Source organism: Reyranella sp. (assembly GCF_004297265.1).
Classification (GTDB): domain Bacteria; phylum Pseudomonadota; class Alphaproteobacteria; order Reyranellales; family Reyranellaceae; genus Reyranella.
Window position 1 is genome coordinate 24211 of sequence record NZ_SCUT01000065.1, and the last position, 14795, is coordinate 39005.

Sequence of the window (14795 nt, forward strand, 5' to 3'; positions counted from 1 at the left end):
GACCGAAATGCACACCCGCCGTCGGGCCCTCGCCGCCTCCCTCCTCGCGCTGGCACTGCTGGGTGCCTGTGCCCCGCCGCCCGTGCAGCCCTCGGCGATGGTGCCCGATCTCGCGGGGCTGGCGCCCGGTCCGGCGCCGGCCTATCGCCAGTCGATCACCGCCGCGCCGGTCGCCGGAGGTCCTGGTGTCTCGCCGCTCTGGACGGCCCGGATCGACAACGCCCAGTTCCAGGCCGCGCTGGTGAGCACGCTCGCCAATGCCGGTCTCGGCCAGGCCACCGGCGGCCGCTTCCGGCTCGACGCCACGCTGGCGAAGCTCGAGAGGCCTTTCGCGGGCTACGGCATGACCGTCGAGGCGGTGGTTGCCTACCGGCTCACCGACACGGTCACCGGCGCGGTGATCTACGACGCCTCGCTCGCGACGCCCGGCACCGCGACCCTGGACGACGCGATCGACAACAACACGCGGCTGGTCCTCGCCAACGAACGCGCGGTGAATGCCAACCTGCGCCGGCTCGTCGAGGTGCTCTACGCGCTCCCCGACTGGCCGCTGGCTTCCCCGCGCCGCTAGACGAGGGTCCGCAGCTCGGCGGTGGCGACCGACAGCATCGCGAGGTCGATCGCACCGGCGGCGGCGAGATCCTCCTTCAGGAGCCGGTCCACCCGCTCCAGTGCGAGCTTGCGCGGTTCGCTCCACGCGGCGAGGGCCGTGTCGGGGTCGCAGTCGCTGCCGCCGCCCGCCCGCAGGGCCGAGCGCAGCAGGTCGGCATGTAGCGCGGCCAGCTCGTCCTGCAGGGCGAGCGCCGCCTGCGAGGGCCAAAGCCCCTCGCGCGGCAGTTTCAGCGCGGCATTGGCCAGCAATGCGAGCGACAACCGCTCGCCCAGCCGGAAATAGAGCCTCGCGGCGCTGCCGATCGTGCATCCGTTGGCCTCTGCCGCGAGGGCGAGGTCGCCTGCAGCGGACAAGGTTTCGAGCGCGGCGGCGCGGCGCGCGACATCGGCCGGCGCACCCATCGCCTCGAGGGCGGCGGAACGTTCGCCCAGCGCCGCGCCTTCGGCTTCGCCCACCAGATCCGCGGGCAGGTCTCCCAGCTCATCGACGGCGCGGCCGAGCTGGGCCGTTGCCGCCGTCGTGTCGAGCGGCTGCGGCAGGCGGCGCAGGACCCATTGCACGCCGCGCAGCACGAAGCGTTGCGAGGCGGTCAGCATGCGTACCTGCGCGGCGGCCTTGAGCGTGGGATCGAGCGCCTCGACGTCGGCCCACAGGTCGCGCAGCTTCCAGGCGTCGCGCACGACCGTGAAGGCCTGCGCGATGGCGGCGGCCGAGGCGCCGGTGCGCTGCGCCACCGTGTGCACGAAGGTCGGGCCACACCGATTGACCAGCGAGCTCACGACCTCCAGCGCGGTGATCTCGCGGTGCAGGCGATGACTCCGAAGGGCTGCCGGATACTTCTCCCGCAGCGCCGTCGGGAAGTAACGCAGCAGTTCCTCTTCCAGGCGCGGATCGTCGGGCAGGCCGGAGGCGAGGATCTCCTCGTTGAGGTCGATCTTGGCATAGGCCAGCAGCACCGAAAGCTCGGGCCGCGTCAGCGGCTGGCGGTTCTGGGCGCGCACGCGCATGGCGGCGGAATCGGGCAGGAACTCGACGGCGCGGTCGAGCCGGCCCTTGCGCTCCAGCGCGCGCATGAAGCGTTCCAGCCGGTCGTGCTCCTCGGCCGCCTGGCCCTCGGCGACGCTGACCGCCTGGCTCTGCTGATAGTTGTGGCGCAGCACCAGGGTCGCCACCTCTTCGGTCATGGAAAAGAGCAGCGCGTCGCGTTCGTCGGCGGCAAGCGCACCCGAGGCGATGGCGCCGCCGGTCGCGATCTTGATGTTGACCTCGTGGTCCGACGTGTCGACGCCCGCCGAATTGTCGAGCGCGTCGGTATTGATCTTGCGCCCGGCCATGGCCGCCTCGACCCGGCCGCGTTGCGTGAAGCCGAGATTGGCGCCCTCGCCGATCACCCGCGCACGCAGTTGCGCGGCATCGACACGGACGGGGTCGTTGGCACGGTCGCCGGCATCAGCGTTGGTTTCGCCCGAGGCCTTCACATAGGTGCCGATGCCGCCGAAATAGAGCAGGTCGACCGGCGCCGTCAGGATGGCGCGCAGGAGATCGAGCGGTGCCAGGGTCGGCTGGTCGATGCCCAGCACGGCGCGCGCCTCGGGCGACAACGCCACCGACTTGGCCGCGCGGTCGAAGATCGCACCGCCCCTCGACAGCAGGCTCCTGTCGTAATCCATCCACGAGGAGCGCGGCAGGGCGAACAGCCGTTGCCGCTCCGCCAGGCTGGTCGCGGGATCGGGCGCGGGATCGATGAAGATGTGGCGATGGTCGAAGGCGGCCACGAGCTTGATGTGCGGCGACAGCAGCATGCCGTTGCCGAACACGTCGCCCGACATGTCGCCGACGCCGGCCACCGTGAACGGCGTCTCCTGGATGTCCTGGCCGAGCTCGCGGAAGTGACGCTTCACGGACTCCCACGCGCCGCGCGCGGTGATGCCCATCTTCTTGTGGTCGTAGCCCGCCGAGCCGCCCGACGCGAAGGCGTCGTCGAGCCAGAAGCCGTAGTCGCGGGCCAGCGCATTGGCGATGTCGGAGAAGGTGGCGGTCCCCTTGTCGGCGGCGACCACGAGATAGGGATCGTCGCCGTCGTGCCGCACGACACCGTCGGGCGGCACGATACCGCCACCTGAATAATTGTCCGTGATGTCGAGCAGGCCGCGGATCAGGGTCTGGTAGCAGGCGATGCCCTCAGCCTGGACCTGCTCCCGCGTGCCCCCGATGGGAGGCTGCTTCACGTAGAAGCCGCCCTTGGAGCCCACGGGCACGATGACGGCGTTCTTCACCATCTGCGTCTTCATCAGGCCGAGGATCTCGGTGCGGAAATCCTCGCGCCGGTCGGACCAGCGGATGCCGCCGCGCGCGACCTTGCCGCCGCGCAGGTGGATGCCTTCCATGCGCGGGCTGTAGACGAAGATTTCGACCAGGGGGCGCGGCGCCGGCAGCTCGTCGATCGCCCGGCTGTCGATCTTGAAGGAGATCCAGTCCTTGGTGCCGCCGGCCTGCCAGTAGTTGGTGCGCAGGGTGCAGAGCACGGCATTGTGGAAGCGCCGCAGGATGCGGTCCTCGTCGAGTGTCGTGACGGCTTCGAGGGAGGAAGCGAACGCCGCCTCGATGGCTGCGATCCGGGCAGCGCGTTGATCGGACGTCGCTTCGCCCAGCGCCGGATCAAAGCGCGCGTCGAACAGGTCGACCAGCAGGCGCGCGACCTTCGGGTAGGCCGAGAGCGCGCGCTCCATGTACTCCTGGCTGAACGGGATGCCGGCCTGTCGCAGGTACTTGGCGTAGGCGCGCACGATGGCGACCTCGCGCCAGGCGAGGCCGGCGCCGAGGATCAGCCGGTTCAGCCCGTCATTCTCGAGTTCACCCGCGCGCAGCTTCTCGAGCGCCTCGATGAAGCGCGGACCCGCGGCGGCAAGATCGACCGGGGATCTGTCCGCGGTCTCGACCCTCAGCACCTGCATGGCCACGCCATGCGTCTGGTCGTCGCCGCCGTCCTTGCGCAGGAGGAAGGGTGCCTCGCTGATGACGCGCAGGCCGAGATTCTCGGCGAGCGGCAGGATGTCGGAGAGCGCGACGGGCTTGCGCGGATGGTACAGGCGCAGCGCGAAGCGATGCGCGGGCATGCCGGTCCGCCGGCCGACCTGTACGCCGAACCCGGCGCCGTCCACGAAGGCCTGCAACTGCTCGATGTCGCGGAGAGCCTGCGCCGCGTCGAAGGTCTCGCGATAGACCGGCGGGAACCAGTCGCGCCAGCGCCGGGCGGCGGCGCGGCCCTCGGCTTCGCCGAGCTTCTCCTGCAGGGCCGCGCGCAGCCGGTCATTCCACGACGTCGCAGCTTCGACGAGGTCTCGTTCGAGCGCGGCGAGATCGGGGCCGGCCTGCTCCGGCGTGTGGAGCTTCAGCGTATAGAGCGACTGAACCAGCGCGGAACCGCTGCCGACCGACGTCGCGACCGACGTCACCTCGCCGTTCCAGGCCTTGCCCAGGATCGCGGCGAAGCGATCGGAGAGAGCGGCATCGAAGCGTTCGCGCGGCACGAACACCAGGGCGGTGGCAAAGCGGCCGACCGTGTCGAGCCGCGAGAACAGGGCCACGCGGCGGCGCTCCTGCAACTGCAGAATGCCCAGCACGTGGTCGTAGAGCGTGTCCTCGTCGATCTGGAACAGCTCGTCGCGCGGATAGGAATCGAGGATCGCCAGCAGTGCCTTGCCGTCGTGCCCGTGGCGGTCGAAGCCCGAGCGGCGCAGCAGCGTCTCGACCCGGCCGCGCAGCAGCGGCACGTCGTGCACCGCCGCGTGATAGGCGGCGGAGGTGAACAGGCCGACCAGGCGATGCTCGCCCGTGACCCTGCCGTCGGAGTCGCAGGTCTTCACGATCACGCAGTCCATCGCGCCGATGCGATGGACCAGCGATGGCCGGTCGGTCTTGACGATCAGGATGTTGTGCGGGCCGCGGGCGAAGCGCGCCATCGCCTCGCCGCTGCCCACGCCGACGTCGAACAGGCGGACCTCGTCGCGGCGCAGGATGCCCAGCGCCGATCCCGGCACCAGCTCGTAGCGCAGGCCGCCGGGCTGGCTCGCATCCTCGACATAACGATAGCGGCGATGGCCGAGGAAGGTGAAATGGTTGGCCTCGAGCCAGCGCAGGAAATCCTCGTACTCCGCCAGGCCCGGTGCGCGGCCGGGCGCCAGGTCGGCGATGGCATCGAGGCAGGCGCGGCGCATCGCCCGCCAGTCGTCGACCGCCAGCCGCACCTCGGCCAGCACCCGCGTCAGTGCCGCCGCGATCTCGTCGAGCAGCACGGGATCGGTCTGGCGGTCGATCTCGATGTGCATCATCGATTCGGGCCGCGCCCGTTCGCCGGCCTCGAGCGCGATTCCCACCAGGTCGCCGTCGAGGTCGCGGCGCGCCGCCATCACCGGATGGGCGAGCAGGTGGACGGCGATCTCGCGGCGATTGAACTCGTTGGCGATCGAATCGACCAGAAACGGCATGTCGTCGTTGACGATCTGCACGATCGTGTGACGGCTCTCGAACCCGTGGTCGGCAAGGGACGGATTGAAGATGCGGACCTTGGCGACGCCCGGCAGGCGGCGGCGGGCGAAGGACAGCAGGGAGAGCGCGGCGGCGCCCCGCTGATCCGCGGGCGCGGCGGCGAGATCCTTGTCGGACAGGCGGCCGAACAGCCTGCGCGCAAATTGTGCCGAATCTTCTCCGCCGGCCTGCAGGGCGGCGGCGCAAATGGCGTCCAGCCCGTAGACGCGCGGCACCGAAGCGGTGACCATATTTTGTGCATTCCTCCGGGAGTCTGGGGCGGATGTTACGCCGGACCGTGACATTCTGACGACGGACTCTTGGCGAAGCCGCGAATGCCCATCGAATCTCGCGTTTTGCAGGGTGCCCCGGCGATGGCGAGCCGATTCGCTGCGGTTTCTGTCTGGGGCCCACGGAATCCGCGGGAAAGCGCGTTTTGTTCTCATATCATGCTGCACCTGCGAAGAGTCGAAAACCCCTCGGGAAACAGAATTTCAAAGCGATTTTTTGCGCGTCTTTTCAGGAGCTTAACCAACCATTCTTGAGATTCACAAACGGGGAATAAATTTCGCAATGACAGGGTCGGCAGGGCGCGTACTATCTACGGATAGTGGGGAGCGGCCAACGGCTCCCAAGATGTAGGCGTCTTCCACAGAGTGTTCTATCCACATCTGTGGACAAAAAGAAAAAGGGGACCGCAAGTGTTTGATGTCGTTCAAGTTCGAAGCGGTGCGCGGGTTGTGACCGATTCCACCCGGGATTCCCGCCTGACCATCTTTGGCAAAGCCACCCTCAACGACCGGTACCTGCTGCCGGGCGAGAGCTACCAGGACATGTTCGCGCGCGTCGCATCGGCCTATGCCGACGACGAGGCCCATGCCCAGAGGCTCTACGACTACATCAGCAATCTGTGGTTCATGCCGGCCACACCCGTTCTCAGCAATGGGGGGACCAGCCGCGGCCTGCCGATCTCGTGCTTCCTCAACGAGGCGAATGACAGCCTCGAGGGCATCGTCGGGCTGTGGAACGAGAACGTGTGGCTTGCGGCCCGCGGCGGCGGCATCGGCTCCTACTGGGGCAATCTCCGTTCGATCGGCGAAAAGGTCGGCATGAACGGCAAGACCTCGGGCGTGGTGCCGTTCATCCGCGTCATGGACTCGCTCACGCTCGCGATCAGCCAGGGGTCGCTGCGCCGCGGCTCGGCCGCCGTCTACCTGCCGGTGAACCATCCCGAGATCGAGGAGTTCATCGAGATCCGCCGTCCGACCGGCGGCGATCCCAACCGCAAGGCGCTGAACCTGCACCATGGCCTCCTGATCTCCGACGCGTTCATGCGCGCGGTGGAGAACGACGAGGAGTGGGCGCTGGTCAGCCCGAAGGACGGCGCCGTGCAGCGCACCGTCTCGGCCCGCGCCCTGTGGATCCGCATCCTGACCGCCCGCGTCGAGACCGGCGAACCGTACCTGGTGTTCGTCGACCATGTGAACAACGCGCGGCCAGAGCATCACAAGCTCGCGGGCCTCGAGGTCAAGACCTCGAACCTGTGCAGCGAGATCACGCTGCCGACCGGCATCGACCATCACGGCAAGCAGCGCACCGCCGTCTGCTGCCTGTCGTCCCTCAACCTCGAAACCTACCTCGAGTGGCACGAGCATCCGCACTTCATCGAGGACGTGATGCGCTTCCTCGACAACGTGCTGCAGGGCTTCATCGACACCGCGGGCTCCGACTTCGCGCGTGCCACCTATGCCGCGATGCGCGAGCGCTCGGTGGGCTTGGGCGTGATGGGCTTCCATTCCTTCCTGCAGGCCAACGGCATTCCGCTGGAATCCGTGATGGCCAAGGTGTGGAACAAAAAGATGTTCAAGCACATCCGCGCCCAGTGCGACGAGGCGTCCCTGACGCTCGGCAAGGAGCGCGGGGCCTGCCCGGATGCCGCCGACTTCGGCTTCCAGGACCGCTTCTCCAACAAGCTGGCGATCGCGCCGACCGCGTCGATCTCGATCATCTGCGGCGGCGCCTCGCCAGGCATCGAGCCGTCGGCGGCCAACGTCTACAACCACAAGACCCTCTCGGGCTCCTTCGTGGTGCGCAACCCGTATCTCGAGAAGGTCCTGGCGCAGAAGGGCCGGAACGACGAGGACACCTGGACGGCGATCATGACCGACCAGGGCTCGGTGCGGAATCTCGACTGCCTCGACGATCACGAGAAGGCGGTGTTCAAGACCGCGTTCGAGATCGACCAGCGCTGGCTGGTCGAGCACGCGGCCGACCGCACGCCCTATATCTGCCAGAGCCAGTCGCTGAACATCTTCCTGCCGGCCGACGTGCACAAGCGCGACCTGCACCAGATCCACATGATGGCCTGGAAGCGCGGCGTGAAGAGCCTCTACTACTGCCGCTCGCTCTCCATCCAGCGCGCCGAGAGCGTCGCAGGCGAAGCCCTCGCCGCACCGCTCGGCGACCATGCCCTTACGGCGCCAAAGACCGATGCTCCCTCTCCTCTGTTTCCCGGAACGCCGCCGGCGCAGAGCAATGACTACGAAGAATGTCTTAGCTGCCAGTAACTAGCGTCGTCCCCTGTCGCGCCGCCGGGGTTCCGGAGGCACGGCAGGGGATTTAATTTTTCAAGCGACCCATTCATTCGCCCGACATATTGGACACGCGCGCCATGTCACTCCTCGACGCCAAGCCGATCTACAAGCCGTTCCACTATCCCTGGGCCTACGACGCCTGGCTGACGCAGCAGCGCATCCACTGGCTGCCCGAGGAAGTGCCGCTGGCCGACGACGTGAAGGACTGGCGCAACAAGTTGAGCGACAGCGAGCGTCACCTGCTGACGCAGATCTTCCGCTTCTTCACCCAGGCCGATGTCGAGGTGAACAACTGCTACATGCGGCACTACAGCCGCGTCTTCAAGCCGACCGAAGTGCAGATGATGCTGGCCGCCTTCTCGGCGATGGAGACGGTGCATGTCGCCGCCTACAGCCACCTGCTCGACACGATCGGCATGCCCGAGACCGAGTACTCCGTCTTCCTCACCGTCAAGGAGATGAAGGACAAGTACGACTACATGCAGGGCTTCAACGTCGATTCGAAGGCCGACATCGCCAAGACGCTGGCCGTGTTCGGTGCCTTCACCGAGGGCCTGCAGCTGTTCGCCAGCTTCGCGATGCTGATGAACTTCCCGCGCTTCAACAAGATGAAGGGCATGGGCCAGATCGTGACCTGGTCGGTGCGCGACGAGACGCTGCACTGCAACTCGATCGTCAAGCTGTTCCGCACCTTCATCCAGGAGAACCCGGAAGTCTGGACCGAGGAGCTGCAGCGCGAGATCTACGTCGCCTGCTCGACCATCGTCGACCATGAGGACGCGTTCATCGATCTCGCCTTCGAGCAGGGCGGCATCGAGGGCATGACCGCCGTCGACGTGAAGCGCTACATCCGCTACATCGCCGACCGCCGCCTGACCCAGCTCAGCCTGCAGCCCATCTACCGCGCGGACGCCAAGAACCCGCTGCCCTGGATGGACCAGATGCTGAACGCCATCGAGCACACCAACTTCTTCGAGAACCGTTCGACCGAATACTCCAAGGCGTCGACACGCGGCACCTGGGAAGAGGCGTTCTCCTAGAGCCTTCCAACAAGTCGCATTGCCTGCCTCCCCATTCAAATGGGGAGGTGTCGCGTCCGCGGCTTGTAACCAAGCCGCTGATGCGACGGAGGGGGCATGACCCCATCGCCCTCGTAAGACGAGGGCACTTCCCCTTTGCGGACTCCGCAAAGGGGAAGAGATTGATCCCCGTCGGACGGCGCAGGGCTCAACGGCGCGCTTTGCGCTTTGTGCCGTAGCGTGTGCGCGCTTCGGAAAGGATCGATTTGGCGGAAATCCTGCGTTCGGGATTGGCCTTCATCGCGTCATAGACGGGAACGACTTCATCCCGTAGCCATCGTTCGACGGCGGCGTCGCGCTCCTGCAGCGCGCGGAGACCGGCCCGGATGACTTCGGAGCTGGAGGCATAGGCTCCCGACTCGACCTTCGAGTCGATATAGGCCGCCTGCTCGATCGGAAGGCTGAACGTACGCTTCGAAACCCTGCCCACCTTCACCTCCGGTATGACTTGATCACACCACCCTTCCAAATGCTGTCAGGAGCGTCAACTTGCTGAGGGCATTGCTCCCTTCCGCCTCCCCATAGGGTCGATGTAGGCTTCCTCCGGTCAGCGTCCTTGGTTGCGTTGCGTACGCGCGTCGTACTGAAACCGTGGAGGCAACAATCATGAAAATTCGTCGTCGTTCGTTGGCGCACCTCGCCGTGGGTGCCGCCGCATTGCCGTTCGTGCCCGGCCTGGCGCAGGCACAGGCCTATCCGTCGCGAACCGCGCGAATCGTCGTCGGCTTTCCCGCCGGCGGCGCGACCGACATCCAGGGGCGCCTGATGGCGGAATGGCTGACCGAGCGGCTCGGCCAGCAGTTCATCGTCGAGAACAAGCCCGGCGCCAGCGGCAACATCGGCACCGAGACGGTCGCCAAGGCCGCGCCCGACGGCTACACGCTGCTGCAGGTCGTGACGCCGAATGCGATCAACGCCGCGCTCTATTCCAATCTCGGCTTCGACTTCATGCGCGACATCGCGCCGGTCATCTATTCCGCGCGACTGGCTTACGTCGTCGTGGTGAACCCGTCGGTTCCGGCCAACACGCTGCCCGAGTTGATCGCCTACGCCAAGGCCAACCCGGGCAAGATCAACTACGGGTCGGCCGGCCAGGGCACGCCGCAGAACATCGCCTGCGAACTCTTCAAGATGATGACCGGCGTGAACCTGGTGCATGTCCCGTACAAGGGCGGCGCGCCGGCGGTCGCCGATCTGATCAGCGGCCACGTGCAGGTCATCTTCGCGCCGCTGTCGGAGTCGATCCAGCAGGTCAAGGCCGGGAAGCTGCGCGCGCTGGCGGTGACGACCACGAGCCGTCTCGACGTGCTGCCGGACGTGCCGACGGTGGCGGAGTTCGTGCCGGGCTACGAGGCAAGCGGTTTCGCGGGCATCGGCGTGCCCAAGGGCACGCCGGTCGAGATCGTCACCCTGCTGAACAAGGAACTGAACGCCGGCCTCGCCAGCGACAAGGTCAAGACCCGCATCGTCGAGCTGGGCGGCACGGTGATGGGCGGCACACCCGCCGAGTTCGGGAAGGTCCTTGGCGATGCGACCGTGAAGTGGGCGAAGGTGATCCAGGCCGCGGGCATCAAGGCCGAGTAACCCGACGCCGATGGTTGCCTCCGCTACTTCTTGAAGAAGACCTTTTCGCAGACCGAGGTCGCGAAATCGGTCGATATCGCGCGGGCGCCGCCCGAGAGCTTGGCGAGCCCGATGAGTCCCCCGCCGGACGTTATCTCCTGGACGTAATACTCCGAGGCAACGCTGTTGTCGGCGGGATTGACCAGCTTCACCTCGCCGGCAACCTCGTGGTTGTCACCGAGCAGCATCACCATGCCGCTGTTCGCGAGTTTGAAGTTGTCGACGCGGACCTGCATTTCGTACCGGGTCGGTCCGGTCGCGCACTGGCTCGTCTTCAACTCAAGGGCCGTCTTCAGTGCCTGGAGATTTTCCTCGGGAACATTGCCGGCGCGACTCGTGACGGTGACGCTGCCGATCGAAGCCTGTGCAGCCGTCGCGGGTGCCCATGCCTGGATGGGTTTGACCGGTTGGGCGCAGGCCGCAAGCATGAGAACGGCGGCCGAAGCCGCCAGGATCCGCGTGAACAAGAAATCCCCCAATCTGAATTCTACTCTTGGACAATCCAAGTTTGTCTCAGTAGAAAAGTTTCTACCGTGGGGCGTAGAGGTGGCGCAATGATGCAGTCGATCGCGAATGTTCCAATTGTTTCGCTGGTCGCGATCGGACTGTTGGCAGGCTGCACGGTTTCCGACGCCTCGTCTTCGAACCCGCCTCCGATGGTGTTGTCGTCGGTGCAGGGAGCGGAAGGCGTACGGATTTCCGGCCTTTCGAATCTTCGCCAGACGGCTCTCGTCCTGACGGATCAATGCCGCACCGCAAGTTATGAAACCGATCGGCAGGCGTTCGCGCAGGTGGCGCTCATCAAGGGGCTCGCAGGCTATGCGCCGGCCTTTCCGAACGGGATAGCCGTCGATGTCCAGCCGATGTCGCTGCGCATGCGGTGCCACAGTTCGGGTCTCGCTGCCCTCCTGAGCTACTGCGAGGCGGAAGCGAAGGTTGGCCTGACGGCAGGCGGTACCACCCGCGCCAGTCAGGTGGTCAGCGTGACCGTCGCGAAGGAGGCTTCGGAGCGCGCCCAGCTGGGCCTCGCCTGCATCAGCACGATGCCCGCGGTCACCGCGGCGGTCGACAAGGCGCTGATGGACGCGATCGCCGGTCTGCAGGCCGACCTGACGGCACAGACCGGCCTTCCCGCGCCACGCTGATTGGTCCGCAGACCAGGGTCATGCGGCGTCACCTCCGGATCCTTGGCGACAGGAGGAGGAAAGCCGACCCCGCGCCGAAGAACGCCGACGAGGCCGCCACGCCAAACATCGTTGCGTAGCCGGTCATCGACGGCTCCTGGCCGAGAGTCGCGCCCAAAGCCGCGATCCCGAGCGCGAAGCCGCCCTGGCGCATGACGATGGTGAGCGCCGAGGCCATGCCGGCCTGCGCCGGCGGCGCCAGGGTCACGACCGCACCCGAAAGCTGGGACTGCACGAGCGCCGTGCCTGTCGCGATCACGATCATGCCGAGGAGCGCCATCGCCCAGGTCGGCTTCAACGCCAGGGCGAGGTCGCCCGCGGCGATCACCACGAGGCCGCAGGTGAACAGGGCACGCCATCCCCAGCGCGTGGCCAGGCGGCCGGCGAGAGGCGGCAGGAAGACCATCGGCAATGTCGCGGCGAGGATCGCGACGCCGGCCTGCGCCGTGGAAAGGCCGAAGGCCGTCGTCAGGAACAACGGCAGGTAGACCAGCACCGCCCAATAGCCGATCGACACGGTGATCAGGAGCAGGGCCACGGCGATCATCGCGGGCTGCGTCAGCAGCGCGGGGTCAAGGACCGGCTGCGGCCGACGCCTTTGCTGCACGACGAACATAGTGGCGCAGGCCAGGCTTGCCCCGGAGCCCAGGGCGACATGCGTCGCCGTGCGGCCGGCCAGCAGTGTCTCGATGGCGATGCCGAGCGCCAGGGTGAGCAGGGCGATGCCCACGAGATCGAGCGGCCTTGCATCGTTGGCGCGCTCCTCCGCGACGAGCCGCGGCACGATCCACGCGGCCAGCAGGCAGAACGGAAGGTTGGCGAGGAAGATCCAGCGCCAGCCGAACCAGGCGGCGACCGCGCCGCCCAGGGTCGGGCCGAGCGCCATCGCCGCGCCCGAGACGATGCCGGCAAGGCCGAAGGCGCGCGCGCGGTCGGCCGGATCGGGATAGGCGCTGGCGGTCAGTGCGATCGAGCCGGTGATCACGAACGCGGCGCCGAGCCCCTGTGCGACGCGCGCGGCCCATAGGCTCGGGCCGTCCCACGCCACCCCGCAGGCGAGCGAGGCCACGGCGAACAGCATATTGCCGGCCAGCAGCGCGCGTCGTCGCCCGTGCCGGTCGGCCAGCGCGCCGGAGGCGAGCAAGGTGGCGGTGAAGGCCAGGCTGTAGGCATCCATCGTCCAGGCATAGGCCGCGAGGCCGAAGCCGAGATCGTCGCCGATGGTCGGCAGGGCGACCACGACGGCGGTGACGTCGAGCTGGGTGAGGAAGCCCGCGAATGAGAGGGCCAGAGCGGGCGTGCGCCGGAAGCTTTTCATGACGGCAGTGATGACGCCTCGCGCGCGCAGGCCCGAGCGCCAAGCATTCACTTCGACATGAATATGGTTCATGATGCCAAAAATGCGCTCCCTCCCGCCCTTCGACGCCCTGGTCGCCTTCGACACCGCGCTCCGCCATCGCAGCATGACGCGGGCGGCGGCCGAGCTCGGCATGACCCAGAGCGCGGTCAGCCACCGGCTGCGCCGGCTCGAAGCCTATGTCGGCGCGCCCTTGTTCAATCGCTCCAGCACCGGCCTCAGTGCGACACCGGCCGGTACGGCGCTGGCGACCGGCCTTGCCGATCTGCTCGACGGTCTCTCGGATTTGCGTGCGCGCTGTCGTGCGGTGGCCATGCCGTCCGGGCTCAGGGTGGGTGTCGGCGCCGCACTCGCCGACTACTGGCTGGTGCGACGGCTGCCGGCTTTTGCCGCCGCGAATGCCGGCCTGGAAGTCGAACTCACCATCGTGGAGAGCGAGGCCGAGCTGCGCGCGCCGGACATCGACGTCCATATCCTGTGGCAGCCCACCGCGACGGCACGATCCTCCTCGACTCAGCGACTTCTGTTCCAGGAGCAGGTCTTCCCGGTGTGCGTTCCCGGATTGCTACCGGGCGGCAGGACGCTGCGCGATCCCAGGGCATTGGCGACGCTGCCGCTGCTGCACAAGGGAACGCCCGGTCGCGGCCAGGGGGCGGAATGGTCGTGGCCCGTCTGGTTCGAGCGGCTGGGCATCGCCGGCAAGCCACCGACGGCGGCGTTACGCTTCGCCAACATCCACACCGCGATCTCGGCGGCGTTGCAGGGCGCGGGCGTTGTCATGGCGCGCTCGCTGCTGGTGCACGATGCGCTGAAGGACGGCCGGCTGGTGCGCGTACTGCCCTCGTCCTGGGACATGCCATCGAGCAAGGCCCATGTCGTCCGATGGCCCGCCGCCCTGACGGGCGACGAGCGCGTACGCAAGTTCGTGAAGTGGGCGGTCGCGGAGGCCGAGAAGACCACCGGCCGCCGCGTCGCTCAGCCTTCGCCGAAGGTCCGCTTGTAGGTCTTGCTCATCACCTCGTCGAGGCGTGCGCCGGGCACGAAGTCGGACATCTCGTCGGGACGCGTCAGGCCCGGAAGCTGGCGCGCGCAGTCCGACGGCTCGCCGATCACCTGGGTGACCGGATACAGCGCCGACCAGGCGGGAACGCCCTCGTAATCCTCTTCCTCGTCCGCGACGTGCTTGTCGCGGATCTTGCCCGAGGCCATCTCGATCTCCATGCCGATCATGGTCGTGGCCTTGAACTCCTGCTTGTTCGGCTGGCGGATGAGCTTCGAGCGGCCGGGATAAATCCGGTCAATGAAGCGGTCCATCAGCTTCAGCTTCTCTTCCGGATCGTCGATCACATGCGCCTTACCGAAGGCCATCACGGCGCGATAGTTCACCGAATGGTGGAAGCCCGAGCGCGCCATCACCAGCGAATCGAGGTGGGTGACGGTGAGGCAGACGTCGACGCCTTCCTTCTGGCTGCGGATCATGCGGCTCGCGGACGAGCCGTGCCAGTAGAGGTGGCTGCCCTCGCGCCAGAAGGAGGTCGGCGTGCAATAGGGGCGGCCGTCAATCACGTAGGCGATGTGGCAGACCAGGGCGGCGTCCAGGATCGCGTGGATGGTTTCCTTGTCGTAGCGGCCGCGCTCGTGGACGCGCTTCACCTTGTTGACGTTGGTGACGGGATAGCTGTCGGACGGAGGAGTGACCGAATCGGGAGGGCTCATGACGTGACCTTTGGCGCACCGGAAAGGGGGGTTGCTTGCGGCCCGACCATCGTCGGGATACGGATCAGGTGAAAGAGCCAGTTTGGCGGAAAGAGACTGGAC

11 protein-coding genes are annotated in these 14795 nt (G+C 67.1%); 6 read left to right on the forward strand and 5 right to left on the reverse strand.

Going from position 1 to position 14795, the window contains the following annotated elements; translation table 11 throughout:
- Window positions 1-7: 7 nt before the first annotated feature.
- The gene (locus EPO41_RS29105; protein WP_296333038.1) at window positions 8-571 is read left to right on the forward strand and encodes a hypothetical protein; all 564 of its coding nucleotides are present in this window, start codon (window positions 8-10) and stop codon (window positions 569-571) included.
- Here the strand turns inward: EPO41_RS29105 and EPO41_RS29110 are convergent.
- Window positions 568-5391 carry an NAD-glutamate dehydrogenase gene (locus tag EPO41_RS29110; protein ID WP_296333040.1) on the reverse strand — a complete coding sequence of 1608 codons (4824 nt, stop codon included), beginning with the start codon at window positions 5389-5391 and terminating at the stop codon, window positions 568-570. The two genes, EPO41_RS29105 and EPO41_RS29110, sit on opposite strands and share 4 nt — an antisense overlap.
- A 450-nt stretch (window positions 5392-5841) precedes the next feature.
- Here EPO41_RS29110 and EPO41_RS29115 point away from each other — a divergent pair, with 450 nt between their 5' ends.
- Both EPO41_RS29115 and EPO41_RS29120 read left to right on the forward strand, forming a co-directional pair.
- Window positions 5842-7707 (forward strand): ribonucleoside-diphosphate reductase subunit alpha, encoded by a 1866-nt coding sequence (locus EPO41_RS29115; protein WP_296333043.1) that lies wholly within the window; start codon window positions 5842-5844, stop codon window positions 7705-7707.
- Between the two features lie 104 nt (window positions 7708-7811).
- Window positions 7812-8774 (forward strand): ribonucleotide-diphosphate reductase subunit beta, encoded by a 963-nt coding sequence (locus EPO41_RS29120; RefSeq protein ID WP_296333045.1) that lies wholly within the window; start codon window positions 7812-7814, stop codon window positions 8772-8774.
- Window positions 8775-8961: 187 nt separating this feature from the next.
- On the opposite strand, the gene EPO41_RS29125 is transcribed toward EPO41_RS29120, so the two are convergent.
- Window positions 8962-9243, reverse strand: a complete 282-nt coding sequence (locus tag EPO41_RS29125; RefSeq protein ID WP_296333046.1) for a type II toxin-antitoxin system ParD family antitoxin — start codon at window positions 9241-9243, stop codon at window positions 8962-8964.
- 176 nt (window positions 9244-9419) lie between these two features.
- Between EPO41_RS29125 and EPO41_RS29130 the strand changes: the two genes are divergently transcribed.
- Window positions 9420-10397, forward strand: coding sequence for a tripartite tricarboxylate transporter substrate binding protein (locus EPO41_RS29130; RefSeq protein WP_296333049.1), 978 nt, complete (start codon window positions 9420-9422; stop codon window positions 10395-10397).
- 23 nt (window positions 10398-10420) lie between these two features.
- Here the strand turns inward: EPO41_RS29130 and EPO41_RS29135 are convergent, their stop codons facing one another.
- Window positions 10421-10903 carry a hypothetical protein gene (locus tag EPO41_RS29135; protein WP_296333052.1) on the reverse strand — a complete coding sequence of 161 codons (483 nt, stop codon included), beginning with the start codon at window positions 10901-10903 and terminating at the stop codon, window positions 10421-10423.
- A gap of 87 nt (window positions 10904-10990) precedes the next feature.
- On the opposite strand from EPO41_RS29135, the gene EPO41_RS29140 reads away from it, so the two are divergent.
- Window positions 10991-11581: a hypothetical protein gene (locus EPO41_RS29140; RefSeq protein ID WP_296333054.1), complete on the forward strand. Its 591-nt coding sequence runs from the start codon at window positions 10991-10993 to the stop codon at window positions 11579-11581.
- Between the two features lie 28 nt (window positions 11582-11609).
- Here the strand turns inward: EPO41_RS29140 and EPO41_RS29145 are convergent, their stop codons facing one another.
- On the reverse strand, window positions 11610-13010 hold the full coding sequence (locus EPO41_RS29145; RefSeq protein WP_296333057.1) for an MFS transporter: 1401 nt from the start codon (window positions 13008-13010) through the stop codon (window positions 11610-11612).
- Window positions 13011-13020: 10 nt separating this feature from the next.
- Between EPO41_RS29145 and EPO41_RS29150 the strand changes: the two genes are divergently transcribed.
- A complete protein-coding gene (locus EPO41_RS29150; RefSeq protein WP_296333059.1) occupies window positions 13021-13980 on the forward strand; it encodes a LysR substrate-binding domain-containing protein in 960 nt (319 codons plus the stop codon).
- On the opposite strand, the gene EPO41_RS29155 is transcribed toward EPO41_RS29150, so the two are convergent.
- Entirely contained in the window at window positions 13953-14693 is a 741-nt protein-coding gene (locus tag EPO41_RS29155) for a pyridoxamine 5'-phosphate oxidase family protein (protein ID WP_296333061.1), read from the reverse strand. The genes EPO41_RS29150 and EPO41_RS29155 overlap by 28 nt on opposite strands.
- Window positions 14694-14795 lie beyond the last annotated feature (102 nt).

Excerpts from the sequence above, each read along its gene's own strand:
- EPO41_RS29105 (WP_296333038.1), top strand. The coding sequence starts at position 8 with ATGCACACCCGCCGTCGGGCCCTCGCCGCCTCCCTCCTCGCGCTGGCA.
- EPO41_RS29110 (WP_296333040.1), bottom strand. The coding sequence starts at position 5,391 with ATGGTCACCGCTTCGGTGCCGCGCGTCTACGGGCTGGACGCCATTTGC.
- EPO41_RS29120 (WP_296333045.1), top strand. The coding sequence starts at position 7,812 with ATGTCACTCCTCGACGCCAAGCCGATCTACAAGCCGTTCCACTATCCC.
- EPO41_RS29130 (WP_296333049.1), top strand. The coding sequence starts at position 9,420 with ATGAAAATTCGTCGTCGTTCGTTGGCGCACCTCGCCGTGGGTGCCGCC.
- EPO41_RS29140 (WP_296333054.1), top strand. The coding sequence starts at position 10,991 with ATGATGCAGTCGATCGCGAATGTTCCAATTGTTTCGCTGGTCGCGATC.
- EPO41_RS29145 (WP_296333057.1), bottom strand. The coding sequence starts at position 13,010 with ATGAACCATATTCATGTCGAAGTGAATGCTTGGCGCTCGGGCCTGCGC.
- EPO41_RS29150 (WP_296333059.1), top strand. The coding sequence starts at position 13,021 with ATGCGCTCCCTCCCGCCCTTCGACGCCCTGGTCGCCTTCGACACCGCG.
- EPO41_RS29155 (WP_296333061.1), bottom strand. The coding sequence starts at position 14,693 with ATGAGCCCTCCCGATTCGGTCACTCCTCCGTCCGACAGCTATCCCGTC.